Source organism: Oceanicella actignis (assembly GCF_900111545.1).
Classification (GTDB): Bacteria; Pseudomonadota; Alphaproteobacteria; order Rhodobacterales; family Rhodobacteraceae; genus Oceanicella; species Oceanicella actignis.
Map to the genome: position 1 here is coordinate 54047 of NZ_FOHL01000009.1, position 21362 is coordinate 75408.

Annotated in this window: 17 protein-coding genes; 11 read left to right on the plus strand and 6 right to left on the minus strand. The window is 73.2% G+C overall.

What is annotated here, in order from left to right:
- The first annotated feature begins 97 nt into the window (after window positions 1-97).
- The 4 genes from BMW67_RS13045 to BMW67_RS13060 all read left to right on the plus strand — a co-directional run bounded on the left by BMW67_RS13045 (window position 98) and on the right by BMW67_RS13060 (window position 3611).
- Complete coding sequence (locus BMW67_RS13045; protein WP_072748032.1) at window positions 98-643, plus strand: acyl-CoA thioesterase; 546 nt, start codon at window positions 98-100, stop codon at window positions 641-643.
- Between the two features lie 107 nt (window positions 644-750).
- Window positions 751-1929, plus strand: a complete 1179-nt coding sequence (locus tag BMW67_RS13050; protein ID WP_072748031.1) for an acetyl-CoA C-acyltransferase family protein — start codon at window positions 751-753, stop codon at window positions 1927-1929.
- A 98-nt stretch (window positions 1930-2027) separates the two neighbouring features.
- A complete protein-coding gene (gene msrA, locus BMW67_RS13055) occupies window positions 2028-2675 on the plus strand; it encodes a peptide-methionine (S)-S-oxide reductase MsrA (RefSeq protein ID WP_072748030.1) in 648 nt (215 codons plus the stop codon).
- A gap of 66 nt (window positions 2676-2741) precedes the next feature.
- Window positions 2742-3611, plus strand: a complete 870-nt coding sequence (locus BMW67_RS13060; RefSeq protein ID WP_072748029.1) for a 50S ribosomal protein L11 methyltransferase — start codon at window positions 2742-2744, stop codon at window positions 3609-3611.
- A gap of 112 nt (window positions 3612-3723) precedes the next feature.
- On the opposite strand, the gene BMW67_RS13065 is transcribed toward BMW67_RS13060, so the two are convergent.
- Window positions 3724-5544, minus strand: a complete 1821-nt coding sequence (locus BMW67_RS13065) for a Na/Pi cotransporter family protein (RefSeq protein ID WP_083581497.1) — start codon at window positions 5542-5544, stop codon at window positions 3724-3726.
- A gap of 89 nt (window positions 5545-5633) precedes the next feature.
- On the opposite strand from BMW67_RS13065, the gene BMW67_RS13070 reads away from it, so the two are divergent.
- Complete coding sequence (locus BMW67_RS13070; RefSeq protein WP_245728532.1) at window positions 5634-6323, plus strand: ImuA family protein; 690 nt, start codon at window positions 5634-5636, stop codon at window positions 6321-6323.
- A gap of 1078 nt (window positions 6324-7401) precedes the next feature.
- Here the strand turns inward: BMW67_RS13070 and BMW67_RS13075 are convergent.
- From BMW67_RS13075 to BMW67_RS13090, 4 genes are all read right to left on the minus strand, one after another.
- Window positions 7402-7593, minus strand: a complete 192-nt coding sequence (locus BMW67_RS13075; RefSeq protein WP_072748028.1) for a hypothetical protein — start codon at window positions 7591-7593, stop codon at window positions 7402-7404.
- A gap of 130 nt (window positions 7594-7723) precedes the next feature.
- On the minus strand, window positions 7724-8821 hold the full coding sequence (gene ychF, locus BMW67_RS13080) for a redox-regulated ATPase YchF (RefSeq protein ID WP_072748027.1): 1098 nt from the start codon (window positions 8819-8821) through the stop codon (window positions 7724-7726).
- Window positions 8822-8896: 75 nt separating this feature from the next.
- A complete protein-coding gene (gene pth, locus BMW67_RS13085) occupies window positions 8897-9619 on the minus strand; it encodes an aminoacyl-tRNA hydrolase (RefSeq protein WP_072748026.1) in 723 nt (240 codons plus the stop codon).
- Window positions 9620-9708: 89 nt separating this feature from the next.
- The gene (locus BMW67_RS13090; RefSeq protein WP_072748025.1) at window positions 9709-10338 is read right to left on the minus strand and encodes a 50S ribosomal protein L25/general stress protein Ctc; all 630 of its coding nucleotides are present in this window, start codon (window positions 10336-10338) and stop codon (window positions 9709-9711) included.
- Window positions 10339-10533: 195 nt separating this feature from the next.
- Between BMW67_RS13090 and BMW67_RS13095 the strand changes: the two genes are divergently transcribed.
- Genes BMW67_RS13095 through BMW67_RS13105 form a run of 3 tightly spaced genes read left to right on the plus strand, consistent with a single transcriptional unit; the run spans window position 10534 to window position 13477 of the window.
- On the plus strand, window positions 10534-11340 hold the full coding sequence (locus BMW67_RS13095) for a (Fe-S)-binding protein (protein ID WP_072748024.1): 807 nt from the start codon (window positions 10534-10536) through the stop codon (window positions 11338-11340).
- Window positions 11337-12818 (plus strand): lactate utilization protein B, encoded by a 1482-nt coding sequence (locus tag BMW67_RS13100; RefSeq protein WP_083581495.1) that lies wholly within the window; start codon window positions 11337-11339, stop codon window positions 12816-12818. Before BMW67_RS13095 ends, BMW67_RS13100 begins: the two co-directional genes overlap by 4 nt.
- Complete coding sequence (locus tag BMW67_RS13105) at window positions 12815-13477, plus strand: LutC/YkgG family protein (protein ID WP_072748023.1); 663 nt, start codon at window positions 12815-12817, stop codon at window positions 13475-13477. The genes BMW67_RS13100 and BMW67_RS13105 overlap by 4 nt, the downstream gene beginning before the upstream one ends.
- Window positions 13478-13513: 36 nt before the next feature.
- Here BMW67_RS13105 and BMW67_RS13110 read toward each other — a convergent pair whose 3' ends face one another.
- Window positions 13514-14437 (minus strand): alpha/beta hydrolase family protein, encoded by a 924-nt coding sequence (locus BMW67_RS13110; protein ID WP_072748022.1) that lies wholly within the window; start codon window positions 14435-14437, stop codon window positions 13514-13516.
- Window positions 14438-14590: 153 nt separating this feature from the next.
- On the opposite strand from BMW67_RS13110, the gene BMW67_RS13115 reads away from it, so the two are divergent.
- The 3 genes from BMW67_RS13115 (at window position 14591) to BMW67_RS13125 (ending at window position 21310) form a co-directional block, all read left to right on the plus strand.
- A complete protein-coding gene (locus BMW67_RS13115) occupies window positions 14591-16372 on the plus strand; it encodes an acyl-CoA dehydrogenase (RefSeq protein WP_072748021.1) in 1782 nt (593 codons plus the stop codon).
- A gap of 396 nt (window positions 16373-16768) precedes the next feature.
- Window positions 16769-20221 (plus strand): pyruvate carboxylase, encoded by a 3453-nt coding sequence (locus BMW67_RS13120; RefSeq protein WP_072748020.1) that lies wholly within the window; start codon window positions 16769-16771, stop codon window positions 20219-20221.
- A 60-nt stretch (window positions 20222-20281) separates the two neighbouring features.
- A complete protein-coding gene (locus tag BMW67_RS13125; protein WP_083581493.1) occupies window positions 20282-21310 on the plus strand; it encodes a class I SAM-dependent methyltransferase in 1029 nt (342 codons plus the stop codon).
- Window positions 21311-21362: the final 52 nt, after the last annotated feature.

A 21362-nucleotide genomic window follows, 5' to 3' on the forward strand; every position in this document is an offset into this window, starting at 1 on the left:
GCGCTTTCGCCGCGCTTGCGCCCCCGGCCCCGCCCGCTCTAGAACCGAAGGCGGCCCGCGCCCGCGCGGGTCGGTCACGGTCGGCACGGAGCCTGCGATGTATCCCTTTTTCCGAGTGTTCATGGCCGTCGTGCGCGCCCGCCGGCAGGGGCCGCTGCGCCCGGGGCAGGTGCATTCGGTGCGCACGCGCTGCTGGCCGTGGGACATCGACCCCTTCATGGAGCTGAACAACGGCCGCAGCCTGACGCTGATGGACATCGGGCGCATCTCGATGTTCGCGCGCCTGGGCCTGCGCCGGCTGCTTGCCGAGCGCGGGCTGCGGCTGACCATGGCGGGCGCGCGCGTGCAGTATCGCGCGCGGGTGCTGCCCTTCGCGCCGATCGAGATCCGCAGCCGCGTGCTGGGTCTGGACGCGCGCTTCATCCTGGTCGAACATCTGACGCTGACGCGCGGCCGCCCGGCGCATCACGCGCTTTACCGCGTCGCCGTGGTGGGGCCGCAGGGGCTGGTCCCCGCGCCCGCCGCGCTGGCCGACCACCCCGACGAGGCCTGGCGCGCGCCCGCGCCCGACTGGGCGGTGGGCTGGTCCGCGGCCGAGAACGCCATTCCCTGGCCGCCCGAGCTGGCGGACAGGACCGACTGAGGCGCCCGCCCGGCGCGGCCGCGGCCGCGACGGGGCGCCCGCTCCGGCCCGCCGCGGGGCCGCGCCGGAGGCGAAGACGAAGGCCCCGCGATTTGGAAGGAGATCCCATGCCTCGGGACATCGTGATTCTGGACGGCGTGCGCACCGCCATCGGCACGTTCGGCGGCGCGCTTGCCGGAACGCCCCCGACCGTCACCGCCGCCCATGTGGCGCGCGCCGCCATCGAGCGCGCGGGCGTCGAGCCCGCCCGCATCGGTCATGTGGTCTACGGCCACGTCATCAACACCGAGCCGCGCGACATGTATCTGTCGCGCGTCGCCGCGGTCGAGGCGGGCGTGCCCGTCGAGACGCCGGCGATGAACGTCAACCGCCTGTGCGGCTCGGGCGCGCAGGCCATCGTCTCGGTCGTGCAGAGCCTGATGCTGGGCGACGCCGAGTTCGGCCTGGCCGGCGGCGCCGAGGCCATGAGCCGCGGCCCGCATGTGCTTCAGCAGGCCCGCATGGGCCAGAAGATGGGCGACGTGCGCGCGCTGGACATGATGATCGGCGCCCTGCACGACCCCTTCGGCCACGGCCACATGGGCGTGACGGCCGAGAACGTCGCCGCCGAGCACCAGATCACGCGCGAAGAGCAGGACGCCTTCGCGCTCGAGAGCCAGAACCGCGCCCGCCGCGCGATCGAGGAGGGGCGCTTCAAGTCCCAGATCGTCCCCATCGAGGTCAAGGCCGGCCGCTCGAGCGTGGTCTTCGACACCGACGAGCACCCGCGCGCGACGACCCTCGAGGCGCTGGCCGGCCTGCCGCCGGTCTTCCGCAAGGACGGGTCGGTGACGGCGGGCAACGCCTCGGGCATCAACGACGGCGCCGCGGCGGTGGTGCTGGCCGACGCCGAGGCCGCCGACAAGGCCGGGCTCAAGCCCAGGGCGCGCATCCTCGGCTACGCCCATGCCGGGGTGCGCCCCGAGGTGATGGGCATCGGCCCGGTTCCGGCGGTGCGCGCGCTGCTCGAGCGCACGGGGCTGAGCGCCGATCAGTTCGACGTCATCGAGTCGAACGAGGCCTTCGCCGCCCAGGCCTGCGCCGTGAACAAGGAGCTGGGCCTCGACCCGGCGAAGGTGAACCCGAACGGCGGCGCCATCGCGCTGGGCCATCCGGTGGGGGCCACGGGCTGCATCGTCACCGTCAAGTGCCTGTATGAGCTCGAGCGCATCGGCGGCCGCTATGGTCTGGTGACCATGTGCATCGGCGGCGGCCAGGGCATCGCGCTGGCCATCGAGAGGCTCTGAGCGCCCCGACGCCGGGCGCCGGCGCCGCCCCCACGCGGGGGCGGCGTTGCCCGCCGGCGGCGGCGCGCTAGGTTCCGTGCGTGAAGGAGGACCTCGCCATGATCTTCAGCCGCGCCAAGACTCAGATGCCCGACCCCGACAAGGCGCTTGCGGGCCGCCCCGATCCCATCCCCACCGCCGAGCGGCACTTCGTCAACGGCCGCCCCCTCAAGGGTCCGTGGCCCGAGGGCATGCGCGAGGCGCTGTTCGGCATGGGCTGCTTCTGGGGCGTCGAGCGCCTGTTCTGGCAGCTGCCGGGCGTGTGGGTCACCGCCGCGGGCTATGCCGGGGGCTACACGCCCAACCCCACCTATGAAGAGGTGTGCACCGGCCGCACCGGCCACAACGAGGTGGTGCGCGTGATCTACGATCCCGAGGCGCTGCCCTACGAGGCCCTGCTGCGCGCCTTCTGGGAGAACCACGACCCCACCCAGGGCATGCGCCAGGGCAACGACGTGGGCACGCAGTATCGCTCGGGCATCTACTGGACCGAAGAGGCCCAGCGCGCCGCCGCCGAAGCCTCGCGCGAGGAATACGGCCGGCGCCTGCGCGCGGCGGGCTACGGCCCCATCACCACCGAGATCCTTCCCGCGCCCGAATTCTACTACGCCGAGGACTACCACCAGCAGTATCTGGCGCGCAATCCGGGGGGCTATTGCGGGCTGGCGGGGACGGGGGTCAGCTGCCCGGTCGGGCTGGGGGTCTGAGCCGCCCCGCTTGACCTTGCGCGCGCGCGCGCCTATCGCCCTTCGCGAACGGATGCGGAGGGCGAGATGACCACCTGGACGGCGCTGACCACCATCAAGGGCGAGGGGCCCGCCTATGCGCTGGGCGAGCGCATCGAGGAACTGCCCGTCGCGCCGACCGCGCTGGCGGTGCTCGAGGTCGAGGACGGCTCGGGCATGTGGGAGGTCGGCGCCTATTACACCGAAAAGCCCGACCCCGTCGCGCTCGACCTGCTGGCCGCCGCGGCCGGGGCGGCGCCCTTCGCCGTGACGCGGCTCGAGGACCGCGACTGGGTCGAGCAGGTCCGGCGCGAGCTGACCCCCGTCGAGGCGGGGCGTTTCGTGGTCCATGGCGCGCATGACGCCCACCGCGCCCCGCGCAACCGCATCGCCCTTCAGATCGAGGCGGCCATGGCCTTCGGCACCGGCCATCACGGCACGACGCGCGGCTGCCTGCTGGCGCTGGACGGGCTGGCGGACCGGGGCTTTCGCGCCGCGCGCACGGCGGATATCGGCTGCGGAACGGGCGTGCTGGGCATGGCGGCGGCGGCGCTGTGGCGCGGCTGCGTGGTGGCCACCGACATCGACCCCGTCGCCGTCGAGACCGCCCGCGCCAACGCCCGCGTCAACGGGCTGGCGCCGTGGATGCGCATCGGCCGCGCCAACGGACTGCGCGCGGATCTGGTGCGCGAGGCCGCGCCCTACGGGCTGATCTTCGCCAACATCCTTGCCCGCCCCCTGCGCGGCCTCGCCCCCGACATCGCGCGCATGTGCGCGCCGGGCGGGCGCGCGGTGCTGTCGGGAATCCTCAACGAGCAGGCCGATTGGGTCGAGGGCATGTATCGCGCCCACGGCTTCGCGCGCGAGCGCCGCATCCGCCTGGGCGAGTGGACCACCCTTCAGCTGCGCCGCCTCTGACGGCGGAGGGGCCGGGGCGCGCCGGACCCGTCACGCGGCGCGTCGGCGGCGGAACGGGGCGTCGTCTCCGGCTCCGGCCGCGCCGGGGGCGGCCCTGGGCGCGCCGAACCCGTCAGCGCGGCGCATCGCCGGCGGGCGGCGCAGCGGCGGCGGTCGAGGGGGCCTCGGCTTCGGCTTCGGCCGCGTCGGGGGCGGCTTCGAGCGCGGCGGGAGGCTGCTCGAGCGCCGCGCGCGCCACGCGCCGCGACAGCGAATAGATCAGCCGCAGCACATGCCCGATCTCGAGATCCCGGCGAAACCGCGCCACGGCCTCGGGCGTGGTGGCCGAGGGGGCATGCGTGATCCCCAGCGCCGCGACGCGGCGGTCGATGTCGTCCTCGGCGGCCAGGTTGCGCCGGGCCGCCTCGGCATCCTCTTCGCGCAGCGCGCGCACCGCGTCGGCGACGGCCGAGATGACCGCCTGGCGCAGCGCCTCGTTCACGCCTTGCGAGGCAAGCGCCGGCGCATGCCGCGACGCCAGGATCAGCCGCGCCACGGGGGCGACGCGGTCCAGCACCAGCTCGGACATCGCGTGGAACTCGCTGGCGCACAGCGCGAGGCGCTGCAGCTCGGCCGCTTCGTCCTCGGTCAGGCGGCGCCGGCCCAGCTCGGCCAGGTAGTCGACGATCATCTTGAACAGCGCGTCGGCGCGCTCGCAGGTCCGGGCCGCCTGCTCGAGCCGTGCGCGGTCGCGCCGCTCGAGCGCCTGCGAGGCCGCGCGCAGGGCGTCGAGCGCCATGTCGCCCAGCCGCGCCGTCTCCTGGCGCGCGGCGTGAAGCGCGAAGTCGGGCGCGGCGATCAGCGCGCGGTTCAGGAATTCGGGGCGAACGGCGCCGTCCTCGGGGCGATCGGGAACAAGGCGCCGCGCCGCCGCGGCCAGAAGATCGGCGAAGCCGATCATGACCGCGGCGTTGATCACGTTGAACAGCGTGTTGGCGTTGGCGATGGCGCGCGGCGCCTCGGCGGCGGCGCGCGCGGCGCCCTGCAGCTCGGGGTGAAGCGGCGAGACGGCGCGCGCCATCGCCGCAAGGGCGTCGATGAAGGGCAGCCAGGCCAGCGCCCCGATCAGGTTGAACAGCACATGCACCGCCGCCGCGCGGCGCGCATCCGCGGGCTTGCCGATCGCGGCCAGAACGGCGGTCACGCATGTGCCCACATTCGCGCCCAGCGCCAGGGCGATGCCGGTCTCGACCGACACAAGCCCCTGGCCCGCCATGACCACCACCACGCCCGTGGTCGCCGACGAGGACTGCATCAGCGCGGTCGCCGCCGCCCCCGCCGCCAGCGCCAGGGCGGGGCGGCGGCCCAGCTCGGTCATCAACGACCAGAAGGCGGGGTCGTCGCGCAGCGGGGCCATGGCGCCGCTCATCATCTCCATGCCCAGAAAGGCCAGCCCCAGCCCCAGCGCCGCGCCGCCCGCGCCGCGGAGGCGGTCGTCGCGCGACAGGAACTCGACCGCGAAGCCGCCCGCCAGCAGCGCAAGCGCCCAGTCGTCGATGCGGAACGCCACGATCTGCGCCGTCACGGTGGTGCCGATGTTGGCGCCCAGGATCACGCCGACCGACTGCGTCAGGGTCATCGCGCCGGCCGAAACCAGCCCCACCACCAGAACCGTCGTCACGGACGAGGACTGGATCACCGCCGTCACCGTCGCGCCGGTCAGCAGCGCCGCGATGCGGTTGCCGGCGAAGCGTTCGAGCACGGCGCGCATGCGCTCGCCGGCCATGGTGCGCAGCCCGACCGACAGGCGGTCCATGCCCAGAAGGAACATCGCCAGCCCGCCGGCAAGCCCCAGCGCCATGCGCGCCAGGCCTTGCTCGCCCTCCTGCTGGGCGGCCAGGGCGGCGCCCGCGGCAAGCGCGGCGATGAGCAGGGCCAAGGCTGGGCGGTGCATGCGCGATCCTTTCGCCGCCGAAGCTAGCCGCCCGGCGTCGGCGCGCAAAGGCCGTTTTGGCGCGGCGGCGGCGGTGATAGAAACAAAGAGTGAACAAGAAGGAATCGCATCGCAATCTTGCAGCTCGGCTGGCGGCGCTGCGCCAGGCCGCCGCGCCGGCGCGGCCGGCGCTGCGTCTGGGGGCGGGGGCCGAGCTGCCCTTGGCCCGCGCGCATGAGCTGTGCGGGGCGGCGCGGATGATCTTCGCCGCGATTCTGGCCGGCGCGCTGGAGGGGGCGGGCGATCGGGGCCCGATCCTGTGGGTGCGCGCGCCGCGCTCGGGCGCGCGGCTGAACCCCGACGGGCTGGCGGCGTTCTTCGATCCCTCGCGGCTGGTGATCGCGGCGCCTCGGCGCGACGAGGATGTGTTCTGGGCGCTGGAAGAGGCGCTGCGCTCGGGCGCCTGCCGTCTGGCGGTGGCCGAGGCGCCCGGGCGCGCGCCCGGCTTGACGCAGGTCCGACGCCTGCACCTGGCGGCCGAGGCGGGGGCCGAGGCCGCCGCCGCCCGCGGCGCGCCGCCGCCGCTGGGCGTGATGCTGACGCAGGGCGCGGGCGGCGCGGCGGGCGTCGAGACGCGCTGGCGGGCGGGATTCGCGCCCTCGGCGGCGGATGGCGCCGATCGTGCCCCGCGCTGGCGCATCGAGCTTGCCCGCGCGCGTCTGGCGCCGCCGCGCGCGTGGATCGCGCAATGGGACGCGACGCAGAGGCGGCTGAGCCTGTCGGATGCGGGCGCCGCGTGATCTTGCGCCCTGACGAACGCGCCGGGGTCGCGCATCGGCGCGGTCGGCTTTCGCTCGGACCCAAGCCATCGCAACGATGGGCCGCGGAACCTTGCGCGCGGGGCCAATGCGCAGGGCGCCCCGCCGCGGGATGGCGCGCGCAGAGGGCCGAGACCGCAGGCCGGCGCGAGCGGGTCGGGCGAGGGAAAGCTGCGCGTGCGGCCCGCCCGCCCGCCGTTCGGGCGCGTATCGCGCTCGGTGCGCGCAGGGTCGGGATTGGGAGCCGGTGCGGGCCGCGGCGGAGCGAAGGAAGCTCGCGTGCGGCGCGATCGCCCGCCATCGCCGTCGCTGCGGCCTGATGTCGGCGCGCGCAGGCTTCCGCCGGAAATGGCAAGCCGGGGCCGAAGCAAGCCCGCTCCAACGGGCGGGCGGGTTGCGTGAAGGCGGCGCGCGCCGGGCCGGGGGGCGGCGCGTCCGAACGCGGCACGTGCGATGCCCGGGTTATCGGATGGGGCGCCCGAGGGCGGCGCGTTGCGGGTCAGGGGCCGGGCGCGCCCGAAAGGCGGCCCGCTCGGGGCCGCGGCCGGGGATGGCGTGCCGGGGCGCGGCGCGTGAGTCGTCCGGGATGTCGGATGGCGCGCCCGAGGGTGGGGGGGCGGGGCTGCGCGCTCGAAAGGCGGCGAGATCCGGGTCGGGGGTGAGGCGCCCGAAGGCTGCGCGTGCGATCCCCGGGCTGTCGGATCACGCCCGAGCGCGGGGCGTGCCGGGGATGGGGTGTCGGAAGGCGGCGCGTGGGGCGCCGGGGTTGTCGGATGAAGGGCGCGAGGGCGGCGTGTCGGGAAGGGGGCGGGCCGTGCGCCAGAGGGCGTCGCGTGCCGGGCGGGGGCCTGGATTGCCGCGCCGGAAGGCTGCTTGCGCCGGGCCGGGGCAGGAGATGGCGCGTTCGAAGGCGGTGCGTGCGGGGCCGGGGGCTGGCGCGTGCGGATGAGGCATCCGCCTGATCGCGCGGGCCGGCCTTGCGCTCGGGCCTGGGATGGCGTCCAAGGGGGCTTGCGCGCCGGTGCGTCGCGGTCAGCGTCGCTTGGGCGGGCGGGCGCGCTCAGACGTCGCCGGTCTCGCCGCCGCGGGCGAAGGCCGCGAGGGTGGCGGCGCCGACCAGCCCCGCCGCGCCGATGAGGCTGTAGGCGGCCAGGGCGACCAGGAAGTGCACGCCCGAGAGCAGCGCCGCGACGAAGGCCGCGCCGCCCAGAAGCATGCCGATGATGAGCGCTGCAAAAACCGTGTCCGTCATGTTCGTTCCCCTCGCGTTCACTGGGAACAAAATGCGGACTCTCGATTTCCAAACTCTTAACGCAGGCGCGTCCAAGGGGCGGAAATTGCGCGCGATTTTAGCGAAATGAGGCGCGACCGGGCCCGCGCCCTCAGGTGTTGAACAGGAAGTGCAGGACGTCGCCGTCCGCGACCTCGTAGTTCTTGCCCTCGATGCGCATCTTGCCGGCCTCTTTCGCGCCCTGCTCGCCGCCGCAGGCGACGTAGTCCTCGTAGGCGATGGTCTCGGCGCGGATGAAGCCGCGCTCGAAATCGCCGTGGATCACGCCCGCGGCCTGAGGCGCCCTGGTCCCGGCCTTGATGGTCCAGGCGCGGGCCTCCTTGGGGCCGACGGTGAAGTAGGTGCGCAGACCCAGAAGCTCGTAGCCCGCGCGGATCAGCCGGTCGAGGCCCGGCTCGGACAGCCCCAGCTCGGCCAGGAACTCGGCCCGCTCGGCGTCGTCGAGCTGGGCGATCTCTTCCTCGATGGCGGCCGAGATGACCACCGACGCCGCGCCCTGCTCGGCGGCCATGGCGGCCACCTTCTCGGACAGCGCGTTGCCCGTGGCGGCCGAGGCTTCGTCCACGTTGCACACGTAAAGCACCGGCTTGGCCGTCAGCAGCTGCAGGGCGCGCCAGGCGCGCGCGTCCTCTTCGGCCACGGCGACGGTGCGCGCGGGGCGCCCCTGCTCGAGCGCCTCGGCGGCCATGCGCAGCAGGCGGTCCTGGTCGCGCGCCTCCTTGTCGCCGCTCTTGAGCCGCCGCGCCAGGCCCTGAAGGCGGCGCTCGACGCTTTCCAGATCCGCCAGCATCAGCTCGGTCTCGATGGTCTGGGCGTCGGCGATGGGGTCCACGCGGCCCTCGACATGGGTCACGTCGTCATCCTCGAAGCAGCGCAGCACATGGGCGATGGCGTCGACCTCGCGGATGTTGGCCAGGAACTGGTTGCCCAGCCCCTCGCCCTTCGAGGCGCCCTTCACCAGCCCGGCGATGTCCACGAAGGTCAGCCGCGCGGGGATGATCTGCCGCGAGCCGGCGATGCGCGCCAGCTCGTTCAGGCGCGGATCGGGCACCGAGACCTCGCCCACATTCGGCTCGATGGTGCAGAAGGGGAAGTTGGCCGCCTGCGCCGCGGCGGTGCGGGTGAGCGCGTTGAAGAGCGTGGACTTGCCGACGTTCGGCAGCCCGACGATGCCGCATTTGAAACCCATGGCGCTTTCCTCGATACAGCCTCGTTCCGGTCGGCCCGCCGCATGACATGCGCGCGCGGGCCGGTCAAGGGCGGGTCAGGAGAAGCGGCGCTTGAGCCGCTCGAGCGGCGAAAGGGCGGCGTCGTCCTCGGCCCCGTCGCCCCCCGCATCCGGCCCGCGGCGCCCTTCGTCGGCCTTGCGCCCGTCGTCGGCCGCGCCGCCCGGCGGGGTCTGCGCGCCGGCGCGCGGCGGGGGCGCCATGCGCAGCGCGACGGCGTTCATGAAGCCCGAGTCGTCGTCCTCGGCCAGCCTGGGAGCGGCGTCCGAGACGGCGCGCAGCAGATCGTCGAGCCAGGCCTCGTCCGCCTTGGCGAAGTCGTGCAGCACATAGGCGGCCACCTGCGCCTTCTGGGCCGGGCGGCCGATGCCCAGGCGCACGCGCGCATAGTCGGGCCCCGCATGCTGGTGGATCGAGCGCAGGCCGTTGTGGCCGGCATGGCCGCCGCCGCGCTTGACGCGGCACTTGCCCGGGGCCAGATCCAGCTCGTCGTGGAAGACGGTCACATCGACGGGGTCGAGCTTGTGAAAGCGCATGGCCGCGCCGACCGACTGGCCCGACAGGTTCATGTAGGTCTGGGGCTTGAGCAGCAGGACCTTCTCGCGCCCCAGCCGGCCTTCGCTGACCAGGCCCTGGAACTTGGCGCGCCAGGGCGAGAAGCCGTGATCGGCCGCGATGCGGTCGAGGGCCATGAAGCCGATGTTGTGGCGGTTGCGGGCGTATTTCTCGCCCGGGTTCCCAAGGCCGACGAACAGTTTCATGGCGTCATGCTCCTTGCGCGCGGTCCTGAACGCAAGCCGCCGCCCGGCGGGGCCGGGCGGCGGCGAGGGTCAAGGGCGGCCGGGCCCCGTCACTCCTCGGTTTCGGCCTCGGCCTCTGCCTCGGCCTCTTCCTCGTCATCGGCCGAGCGCAGGCTGGAGGGCGCCGAGATGTTCGCGATCACGAAGTCGCGGTCGGTGATGACCGGGCGCGCGCCCTTGGGCAGCGCGACGTCCGAGATGTGGATCACGTCGCCGATGTCGCGGCCGGCCAGGTCCACCACGATCTTCTCGGGGATGTCGCCGGCGGTCACGCGCAGCTCGACCTCGGGACGCACGACGACCAGCGTGCCGCCCTTCTTGATGCCGGGCGCCTCTTCCTCGTTCACGAACTCGACGGGGATGTAGAGGTTGATGCGGCTGCGCTCGGACAGGCGCAGGAAGTCGACATGCGTGGGCAGGTCGCGCACGATGTCGCGCTGCACGCCGCGGCAGATCACGCGGTTGTCCTCGCCGTCGACGCGCACGTTGATCAGCGTGGCCAGGAACTTGCCGGCCTTGAGGCGCTTGATCAGCTCGTTGAACTTCACGTTGATCGCGACGGGGTCCTTGCCGCCGCCATAGATCACGCCCGGAACGAGGCCCGCGCGACGGGCGGCGCGGGCAGCCCCTTTGCCCGTGCCTTCGCGACGCGTGGCTTCGAGAATCGGCATCTCGGCCATGTCATGTCTCCTGTCTGTGAGGCGCGGCGATCCTCCAGGGGTGTAAGCGCCGCGAACCGCGGGCTTTTAGCCGAGTCGGCGGGCGAAGGCAAAGGGAAAGCCGCTCCGATGGCCGCGGCCGCGCGGGCCGGCGCAGCGGGCTTGCGCGCGGGGCGAAGAATTGGATAAATGTTCTGACCAATTCGGGAGGCGCCCATGTCAACCACCCCCGCGCCGCGCGTGGCGCTGTTCGTCACCTGCCTTGTGGACGCGTTCCGTCCCTCGGTGGGATTCGCCGCGCTCAGGCTGCTCGAGGAGGCGGGCTGCGAGGTCGAGGTTCCCGCCGCCCAGACCTGCTGCGGCCAGCCGTCCTGGAACTCGGGCGATCGCGAGGGGGCGCGGCGCATGGCCCGGCGCGTCATCGAGGCCTTCGAGGGCTACGATCACGTGGTCGCCCCCTCGGGCAGCTGCGCGGCCACCGTCGCGCGCGACTACCCGGCCATGTTCGAGCCCGGCGACCCCTGGCGCGCCCGGGCCGAGGCGCTGGCCGCGCGCACGCACGAGATCGTCAGCTTCCTGACCGACGTTCTCGGGCTGAGCGAGGTGTCGGCGCGGCTCGACGCGGCCGCGACCTATCACGACAGCTGCTCGGGGCTGCGCGCGCTGGGGGTCAAGGCGCAACCGCGCAAGCTGCTGGCCTCGGTGCAGGGGCTGGAGCTGCGCGAGATGTCCGATCCCGAGGCGTGCTGCGGCTTCGGCGGCACGTTCTGCGTCAAGTATCCCGAGATCTCGGGCGCCATGGTCGCCGACAAGGCCGAGGACATCGCCGCCACCGGCGCCGATCTGGTGCTGGCGGGCGATCTGGGCTGCCTGATGAACATGGCGGGCAAGCTCTCGCGCCAGGGGCGGGCGATCCGCGCGCGCCACGTGGTCGAGGTGCTGGCCGGCATGACCGACGGCCCCGCCATCGGCGAGGCCACGGCGGCCGACGCCCGCGACGCGCGCAAGGGGAAGGCGACATGACCCACCTGCAGACATCGGACCGCTTCGCGCAGAACGTGCGCGAAGCGCTGGCCGACGCCAACCTTCAGGCGGCGCTGCGCGGCGCGCGCGGCAACTTCATCGCCAAGCGCGCCAGGGCGGCCGCCATGGTGCCCGAGTTCGACGCCATCCGCGACGCGGCGCGCGACATGAAGAACGCGACGCTGGCGGATCTGGACCTGTGGCTCGAGCATTACGAGCGCAAGGTGACCGAGGCGGGCGGCGTCGTGCACTGGGCCGAAAGCGCCGAGGACGCCCGCGCCATCGTGCTGGACATCTGCCGCAAGGCCGGCGCGCGCACGGTCAACAAGGGCAAGACGATGATCTCGGAGGAATGCGGGATCAACGACTGGCTCGAGCGCAACGGCATCCGCCCGGTCGAGACGGATCTGGGCGAATACATCATCCAGCTGCGCGGCGAGACGCCCAGCCACATCATCGCCCCGGCCGTGCACGTCACCGTGCCGCAGGTGCGCGAAGAGTTCCGCAAGGCCCATGCCGACCTGCCGCCCGACCGCGACCTCGAGGGGCTGGACACGCTGCTGACCGAGGCCCGCCGCGTGCTGCGGCGCAAGTATTTCGAGGCCGAGGTGGGCATCACCGGCGCCAACATGCTGATCGCCGAGACGGGCCAGAGCGTGATCGTCACCAATGAGGGCAACGGCGATCTGAGCCAGTCGCTGCCGCGGGTGCACATCGTGCTGGCCTCGATCGAGAAGGTCGTGCCCACGCTCGAGGACGCCTCGACGGTGCTGCGCCTGCTGGCGCGCTCGGCCACGGGGCAGGAGATGTCGGTCTACACCACCTTCTCGTCCGGCCCGCGCCGCCGCGACGACCCGGACGGCCCCGAGGAATACCACGTCGTGCTGCTGGACAACGGGCGCTCGAACATGGTCGGCGGTCCGTTCCAAGACATGCTGCGCTGCATCCGCTGCGGCGCGTGCATGAATCACTGCCCCGTCTATCAGACCATCGGCGGGCACGCCTATGGCTGGGTCTATCCGGGGCCGATGGGGGCGGTGCTGACGCCGGCGCTGACGGGGATCGAGAAATCGCGCGACCTGCCCAACGCCTCGACCTTCTGCGGCCGCTGCGAAGAGGTCTGCCCCATGCGCATCCCCCTGCCGGGCATGATGCGCCACTGGCGCGCGCAGGAGTTCGAGCGCCGCCTGACCCCGGGCGCGGTGCGCTGGGGGCTGGGCGCGTGGACCTGGCTGGCCGAGCATCCGCGCCTTTACCGCGCCGCCACCCGCGCGGCGGCGCTGGCGCTGCGGGCGATGGCGCGCGGCGGGCGGCTGCGGCGCCTGCCGCTGGGGCGCGGCTGGACCGCGCATCGCGACTTCCCGGCGCCCGAGGGCGACACCTTCATGGCCCGCTATGCGCGCGGCGAGCGCCCGCCGGCGCGGCAGGCCGCCGCGCCGCCGCCGGGCGCCCAAGCGCAAGACGGAGCGCGGCCATGAGCGCGCGCGACCGCATCCTGTCCCGAATCCGCCGCGCCACGGCGCAGGGCCGCGACGAGGCCGAGCGGCGCGAGGGCGTGCGCGCGCGCCTGGCCGCCGCGGGCCGTCAGACCGCCCCCACCCCCGCCGGCGCCCGCACGCCGCCCGAGGCGCACCTGGCCCAGTTCGAGGACAAGCTGCGCGCGGTGGACGCCACCGTGTCGCATGTGCCGCGGCTGGCCGATCTGCCCGCGGCGTTGGCGCATGAGCTGCGCGCGCGCAACCTGCCGCCTTCGCTGCGCATGGGCGAGGAGCCGGCCTTCGCCGCGCTCGACTGGGCGGGGCTCGAGGTCTCGCGCGGCCCCGGCCGGCTCGAAGAGCCCGCCGCCCTCTCGCGCGCCTGGTTCGGCGTGGCCGAGACCGGCACGCTGGCGCTGCTTTCGGGTCCCGACAACCCGGTGACGCTGACCTTCCTGGCCGAGACGCATTTCGTCGCCCTGCGCCGGGCCGACATCCTGCCCGGGCTGGACGAGCTGTGGGCCGCGCTGCGCGCTTCGGGGCGCGACGCGCGCACGGTCAACCTGGTCACGGGGCCGTCGCGCTCGGCCGACATCGGCCAGGTGCTGCAGCTGGGCGCGCATGGCCCGGTGGCGCTGCATGTGTTCGTGATCGACGACTGAGCCGGCCGGCCCGCGGGCGCGGCGCGGCGCCGCGGCTCAGTCGTCCCAAACGAGCGGCCAGGCGGCGGCGTTCGCCTGGCGGAACAGGCCGACATGACCGATCGCCCGCGTTCCCGCGTCGCGGGGCGAGATCACGCGCAGCTCGGACTCGGCTTCGGGGTGGAACTCGGCCAGGCGGGCCGCGGTGGCGGGCGAGAGGATGGCGTCGTCCTCGATCGCGGCGATGATCAGGCGCCCCGAGAAGGGCGGCGAGACGGGCGCGGGCAGGCGGCCGCCCCAATCGGGCCGGTGCAGGTCGCGGTTGCAGCACCAGCGTTTCCATTCGCGGAACACGCCGGGGGGCATGTCCTCGCCCAGCCCCAGCCGGCTGCCGGGCAGGTAGCCCAGCGCGCGCACGGCCAGAGGCCCCAGAACATGCCAGAACAGAAAGGCCATCGGCATCCCGCGCAGCGGCGCGGCGCGCCACCATGCCGGTCCCGAGGCCACCGCGATCAGCCGCGCCACGCGGTGCGCGTCCTTGTGGAACATGGTCATGAACCCGCCCAGCGAGTGCCCGACGACGCGCATCTCGGCGTCGGGGTGGCGCGCGCACAGCCATGCCAGCGCCGCCTCCTGATCGCACACCCCCCAGTCGGACATGCCGACGGTCGAGCGGCGCAGCGCGCGCGGGCTGCGGTCGTCGGTCGCGCGATAGCCGTAGATCAGGCAGGCGACGCCGCGCTCGGCGGCCAGCCAGCGGGCGAAGCGGGCGTAGTAGTCGCGCGGCACGCCGGTGGCGGGGTGAATCACTGCCGCGACCTCGGGCGTCCGGCCCTCGGGTTCGAACAGGCGCCCGCGCAGCGTCAGCCCCGGCGGGGTCGGCCCCGACAGGGTGCGCGCGACGGGGATGCGCACGTCGCTAACGCGCAGCTGCGCCTCCTGGCCCTCGGCGGCGGGCGAAGGGGAATCGGCAAGTGTCATGGTCGGCCGTCGCTCGTTCCGTTCCGCGCGCCATGCGATTGCTTTCGGCGCGATGCTGTGGAACAACGTTCCGCAAGGATCGGCGGCGGGTCAACCGCGACCGTGCGTCAGCGCCCGGCCCCGACCGCGACAAGACGCCAACCGGGGGGGATCATGCCCGACATTCTGCGCCGCGAGGACCTCGACTTTCTGCTCAACGACGTCTTCGACCTCGAGGAGCTTTGCCGCCGGCCCTTCTACGCCGAGCATGAGCGCGCCGACATCGACGCCATGATGGACACCGCCGAGCGCCTGGCCGAAGAGGTGTTCCAGCCCTTCGCCGCCAAGCTCGACGCCAACGAGCCCACCTTCGACGGCGAGCGCGTGCACATCATACCCGAGGTCCCCGCCGCGCTGGAAACCTACCGCCAGGCGGGCTTTCCGGCCATGGCCTTTCCCGCCGAGATCGGCGGCATGGGCCTGCCCTACATGGCGGCCACGGCCATCGGCGCCTGGTTCGCGGCGGCCAACGGCCCGGCCATGGGCTATCTGAGCCTGACGGGCTGGGCGGCGAACCTTCTGGCCACTCACGGCTCGGAAGAGCTCAAGGCGCGCTATCTGGGCCCGATGTGCGAGGGGCGCTATTTCGGCACCATGTGCCTGAGCGAGCCGCAGGCCGGCTCGTCGCTGGGCGACATCCGCACCCGCGCCGAGCGGCGCGAGGACGGAACCTTCCGCCTGTTCGGCTCGAAGATGTGGATCTCGGGCGGCGAGCACGACATGTCCGAGAACATCGTCCACTTCGTCCTCGCGCGCATCCCCGGCGCGCCGCCGGGCGTCAAGGGCATCTCGCTGTTCTGCGTGCCGCGCATCCTGCCCGACGGCGCGCGCAACGACGTGCGGCTGATGGGCCTGAACCACAAGATGGGCAATCGCGGCACGGTGAACACCGCCCTCGCCTTCGGCGAGAAGGAGGGCGCCGTTGGCTGGCTGGTGGGGCAGGAGAATCACGGCCTGGCCTGCATGTTCGTGATGATGAACGAGGCGCGCGTATCCGTCGGCCTGTCGGCCGCCGCGCTGGCCATGACGGGCTATCTGCACGCCCTGTCCTACGCGCGCGAGCGCCTTCAGGGCCGGCCGCTGACGGGGCGCGATCCCTCTGCGCCCATGATCCCCATCATCCAGCACGCGGATGTGCGGCGCATGCTGCTGCAGGCCAAGTGCTACGCCGAGGGCGGCATGGCGCTGTGCCTTTACGCGGCGCGCCTGATCGACGATCTGCGCTCGGGAACCGAGGAGGACGCCGCCGAGGCGCGCCGCCTGCTCGAGATCCTGACCCCGATCGTCAAGTCCTGGCCCTCGGAGTTCGGCCTGCGCGCGAACGACAACGCGATCCAGGTGCATGGCGGCTACGGCTACACGCGCGACTACCCCGTCGAGCGCATGTATCGCGACAACCGCCTGAACCCGATCCACGAGGGCACGAAGGGCATCCAGGGCCTGGACCTGCTGGGCCGCAAGGTTCCCATGGAGGGCGGCGCCCCCTTCCGCGCCCTGCTGGCGCGCATGCGCCGCACGCTGGCCGAGGCCGAGGGCGACGAGGCGCTGTCCGACATCCGCGCCGCGGTGGCCGAGGCCGTCGACGGCGCCGAGCGCACCACCGCCGCCATGCTGGCCGCCGCGCCCAAGGCGGGCGCCGAGGCCTTCACCGCCAACGCCACCATCTATCTCGACATGCTGGGGCATGTGACGGTGGGCTGGCTGTGGCTGCGCCAGGCGCTGGCGGCGCGGCGCGCCCTCGCCGCCGGCGGGGCGGGGCGCGAGGCCTTCCTGCGCGGCAAGATCGACGCCGCGCGCTGGTTCTGCCGCTACGAGCTGCCGCTGACGCATGCATGGCGCGGCATGATCGAGGGGCTTGACCGCACCGCGCTGGACACGCCGCCCGAACATCTGTGAGCGCGCCGGCGGCGCCGGACCGCCCCGGCTCCGCCCCCCTTGCGCCCCCGCCGCGGCGGGTCCGAGGGGGCGGGGTCGGCCGCCGCTTCGCCCCCTTCGCCTGGCTCGACTGCGCCTGATCCGCGCCGGCCGCCGGGCGCGCGCCCGGTGCGACGCCCATGGCCGCGCCGGAGGACGGCGTCGGAGAGGGGTTCGGAGCCGCCCGCGGCCTCCGCGCCCGGCCCCCCCCCCCCCCCCCCCCCCCCCCCCCCCCCGCGCGGCGGCCAGCGGCCGCGCCCGCGCCTTGCAGCCTGGTCTGCGCGCGCGCCTTGCCTGCGCGCGCGCTTGCGTGCATTGTGCAGCGCGTCATGGGGCCGCGGGCTCCGCCGTCGTCGCAGAAGGGGTGAGCAGGTCGCAATGCGCAGCTTCCAGAAGATACTCGTCGCCAACCGCTCCGAGATCGCCATCCGCGTCATGCGCGCGGCCAACGAGCTGGGCAAGCGAACCGTCGCGGTCTATGCCGAGGAGGACCGCCTGGGCCTGCACCGCTTCAAGGCCGACGAAGCCTACAAGATCGGCGAGGGGCTCGGCCCCGTCGAGGCCTATCTGTCGATCGACGAGATCATCCGCGTCGCGCGCGAAAGCGGCGCCGACGCGATCCACCCGGGCTATGGCCTGCTGTCCGAGAACCCCGACTTCGTCGACGCCTGCGAGGCCGCCGGCATCGCCTTCATCGGCCCGCGCGCCGAAACCATGCGCATGCTGGGCGACAAGGCCTCGGCCCGCCGCGCCGCCATCGAGGCGGGCGTGCCCGTGGTGCCCGCCAGCCCGGTGCTGCCCGACCCCGACCAGGGCATGGACGAGATCCGCCGCATGGCCGAGGAGATCGGCTACCCCCTCATGCTCAAGGCCAGCTGGGGCGGCGGCGGGCGCGGCATGCGGCCGATCATGGGGCCGGACGAGCTGGAAGAGAAGGTGCGCGCCGGCCGGCGCGAGGCCGAGGCCGCCTTCGGCAACGGCGAGGGATACCTTGAAAAGCTCATCCCCCGCGCGCGCCATGTCGAGGTGCAGATCCTGGGCGACGCCCAGGGCAACATCGTGCATCTGTTCGAGCGCGACTGCTCGGTGCAGCGCCGCAACCAGAAGGTGGTCGAGCGCGCCCCCGCGCCCTACCTGACCGACGAGCAGCGCGCCGAGCTGTGCGAGCTGGCCCTGCGCATCGCCCGCCACGCGCGCTACCAGAACGCCGGCACGGTCGAGTTCCTGCAGGACATGGCGACCGGCGAGTTCCATTTCATCGAGGTCAACCCGCGCATCCAGGTCGAGCACACCGTGACCGAAGAGGTCACCGGCATCGACATCGTCAAGGCGCAGATCCGCATCGCCGAGGGCGCCGACATCGCCCAGGCCACCGGCGTTCCGGGGCAAGAGGCCATCAAGCTTGCCGGCCACGCCATCCAGTGCCGCATCACCACCGAGGACCCGCTCAACAACTTCATCCCCGACTACGGCCGCATCACCGCCTATCGCGGCGCGACGGGCTTTGGCATCCGGCTTGACGGGGGCACCGCCTATTCGGGCGCGGTCATCACGCGCTACTACGACAGCCTGCTCGAGAAGGTCACCGCCTGGGCGCCGACGCCCGAGGAGGCGATCGCGCGCATGGACCGCGCCTTGCGCGAGTTCCGCATCCGCGGCGTGGCCACCAACATCGCCTTCGTCGAGAACCTGCTCAAGCACCCGAAATTCCGCGACAACTCGTATCACACCAAGTTCATCGACGAGACGCCCGAGCTGTTCGACTTCAAGCCGCGGCGCGACCGCGCCACGCGGCTGCTGACCTTCATCGCGGACGTGACCGTGAACGGAAACCCCGAGGTCGCCGGCCGTCCGCGCCCGCCCGCCCATGCGCGCCAGCCCCAGCCCCCGCGCCTCCTGGCCGAGGCGCCCGCGCCGGGCACGAAGACCCTGCTCGAACGCGAGGGGCCCAAGGCCGTGGCCGACTGGGCGCTGGCGCAGCGCGCGGCGCTGATCACCGACACGACCATGCGCGATGCGCACCAGTCGCTGCTGGCCACGCGCATGCGCTCGTTCGACATGCTGCGCGTCGCGGACGCCTATGCGCGCAACCTGCCGCAGCTGTTCTCGGTCGAGTGCTGGGGCGGCGCGACCTTCGACGTGGCCTATCGCTTCTTGCAGGAATGCCCGTGGAAGCGGCTGGTCGAGCTGCGCAAGAAGCTGCCCAACGTGATGACGCAGATGCTGCTGCGCGGGGCGAACGGGGTCGGCTACGCCAACTATCCCGACAACGTGGTGCGCAAGTTCGTCCATCAGGCCGCCGAGTCGGGGGTGGACGTGTTCCGCGTGTTCGACAGCCTGAACTGGGTCGAGAACATGCGCGTGGCCATGGACGCTGTGCTCGAGAGCGGCCGCGTGCTCGAGGGCGCGATCTGCTACACGGGCGACATCCTGGACCCCGACCGCGCGAAATACGACCTGAAATATTACGTCTCGATGGCGCGGCAGCTGCGCGACGCGGGCGTGCACATGATCGGCGTCAAGGACATGGCGGGCCTGCTCAAGCCCGCCCAGGCGCGCATCCTGATCCGCGCGATCAAGGAGGATGTCGGCCTGCCGATCCACTTCCACACCCATGACACCTCGGGCATCGGCGCGGCGGGCGTGCTGGCCGCGATCGAGGCGGGGGCCGACATCGTGGACGCGGCCATGGACTCGATGTCGGGCCTGACCTCGCAGCCCTGCCTCGGCTCGATCGTCGAGGCGCTGCGCTTCACCGAGCACGAGACCGGGCTCGACCCGGCGGCCATCCGGGCGATCTCGGATTACTGGGAGCAGGTGCGCCTGCAATACGCCGCCTTCGAGACCGAGATGAAGTCGGGCGCCTCGGAAGTCTATCTGCACGAGATGCCCGGCGGCCAGTTCACCAACCTCAAGGCCCAGGCCCGCGCACTGGGGCTGGAAGAGCGCTGGCACGAGGTCGCGCGCATGTATGCCGAGGTGAACCGCATGTTCGGCGACATCGTCAAGGTCACCCCCTCGTCCAAGGTGGTGGGCGACATGGCGCTGATGATGGTCTCGGCCGGGCTGACGCCGCAGGACGTGCTCGACCCCGAGAAGGAGATCTCGTTCCCCGAGTCGGTGGTGGGCATGATCCGCGGCGATCTCGGCCAGCCGCCGGGCGGCTGGCCCGAGGCGCTGACGCGCAAGGTCCTCAAGGGCGAGGCGCCGAGCCTCGAGCGGCCGGGCGCCAAGCTGCCCCCGGTCGATTTCGAGGCCGAGCGCGCGGCGCTGTCGAAGCGGCTGGGCGTTCCGGTCGACGACGAGGATCTGTGCGGCTACCTGATGTATCCCAAGGTGTTCGTCGACTACCGCGAGCGGCACAAGGATTACGGCCCCGTGCGCGTCCTGCCGACCAAGACCTTCTTCTACGGCATGGAGCCGCAGGAAGAGGTCGAGATCGAGCTCGAGCCGGGCAAGCGGCTTCAGGTCGTGCTGTCCGCCATCGGCGAGACGGCCGAGGACGGAACGGTGAAGGTGTTCTTCGAGCTGAACGGCCAGCCGCGCACCATCACCGTGCCCAACCGCCACGTCGCCGCGGCGACGGCGCGCCGGCCCAAGGCCGACCTGTCGAACCCCGCCCATGTCGCCGCGCCCATGCCGGGCATGGTCGCGTCGGTGGCCGTGCAGCCGGGGCGTGCGGTCAAGGCGGGCGATCTGCTGCTGACCATCGAGGCGATGAAGATGGAGACCGCCATCCACGCCGAGCGCGACGGCGTGGTCAAGGCCGTGCACGCCCCCGCCGGCGCGCAGATCGACGCCAAGGATCTGCTGCTGGAATTCGAGGACTGAGGCCCCTTGCGCCGCGCGCGGGCGCTGGCCCGGCGCGGCGCTTTCTGCTAGGCCGAAGGCATGTTCGATCCGATGACGCTGCTGGCCGCGCCCTTCGCGCGCGGCGATCTGCCCGCGCCGGGGCCCGAGGCGCCGATGGCGGTCCTGCGCGCGCGTCCGCCTTCGGCCCCGGTCTTCGCGCCCGGCGATCTGAAATGCGAGCAGGGCATGCGCCCGCTGCACGATGCGCTGGCGCAGGCGGGTTTCGACGTGACCCCGCGCCTTGACGCGCCCGAGGGCGCCTTCGCGGCCGCCGCCGTCGCGCTGACCCGCGCCAAGGCCGAGAACCGCGCCAATTTCGCCCGCGCCTGGCGCATGACCCGCCCCGGCGGCGCGGTGCTGGCGGCGGGGGCCAAGACCGACGGCGTGGAAAGCCTGCAAAAGGACCTGCGCCGCGTCATCGCGCTTGACGGCGCGATCCCCCGCGACCATGGCCGCGTCATCTGGGCGCGGCGCACGGCCGACACGCCGCCCGAATTCGACCGCTGGATCGCCGAGGCGGCGCCCGCCATCCGCGTCGAGGGCCGCTTTCGGACCGTGGCCGGCGCCTTCAGCTGGACCGAGGCGGACCCCGGCTCGCAGCTTCTGGCGCAGAACCTGCCGCCGCTGTCGGGCAAGGTGGCCGATCTTGGCGCGGGCTGGGGCTGGCTGGCCGATGCGGCGCTGCGCCGCGGCGCGCCCGAGGCGGTGGACCTGTTCGAAGCCGACGCCGCCGCGCTCGACTGCGCGCGCCGCAACGTCGCCGACCCGCGCGCGCGCTTCTTCTGGGCCGACGCGGCGGGTCCCGAGATCCCGCGCGGGGAATATGACTGGGTCATCTCGAACCCGCCCTTTCACGAGGGGCGCGCGGTGTCGATCGCGCTCGGCCACGGGTTTCTGGAGGCGGCGGCGCGGATGCTGGCGCCGGGCGGAACCTTCATGCTGGTCGCCAATCGCAGCCTGCCCTACGAAAGGCGCCTGAACGAGCTGTTCGGCCAGGTCGAGCAGCTGGCCCTGACGCCGCGCTACAAGGTGCTGAGCGCGCGCCGCCCCCGCCGCCGCCGCGCATGAGCGCGCGTCGCCCGCTTTTCGCCGCATTGGCGCGGGATGGATCGGGGCGGGT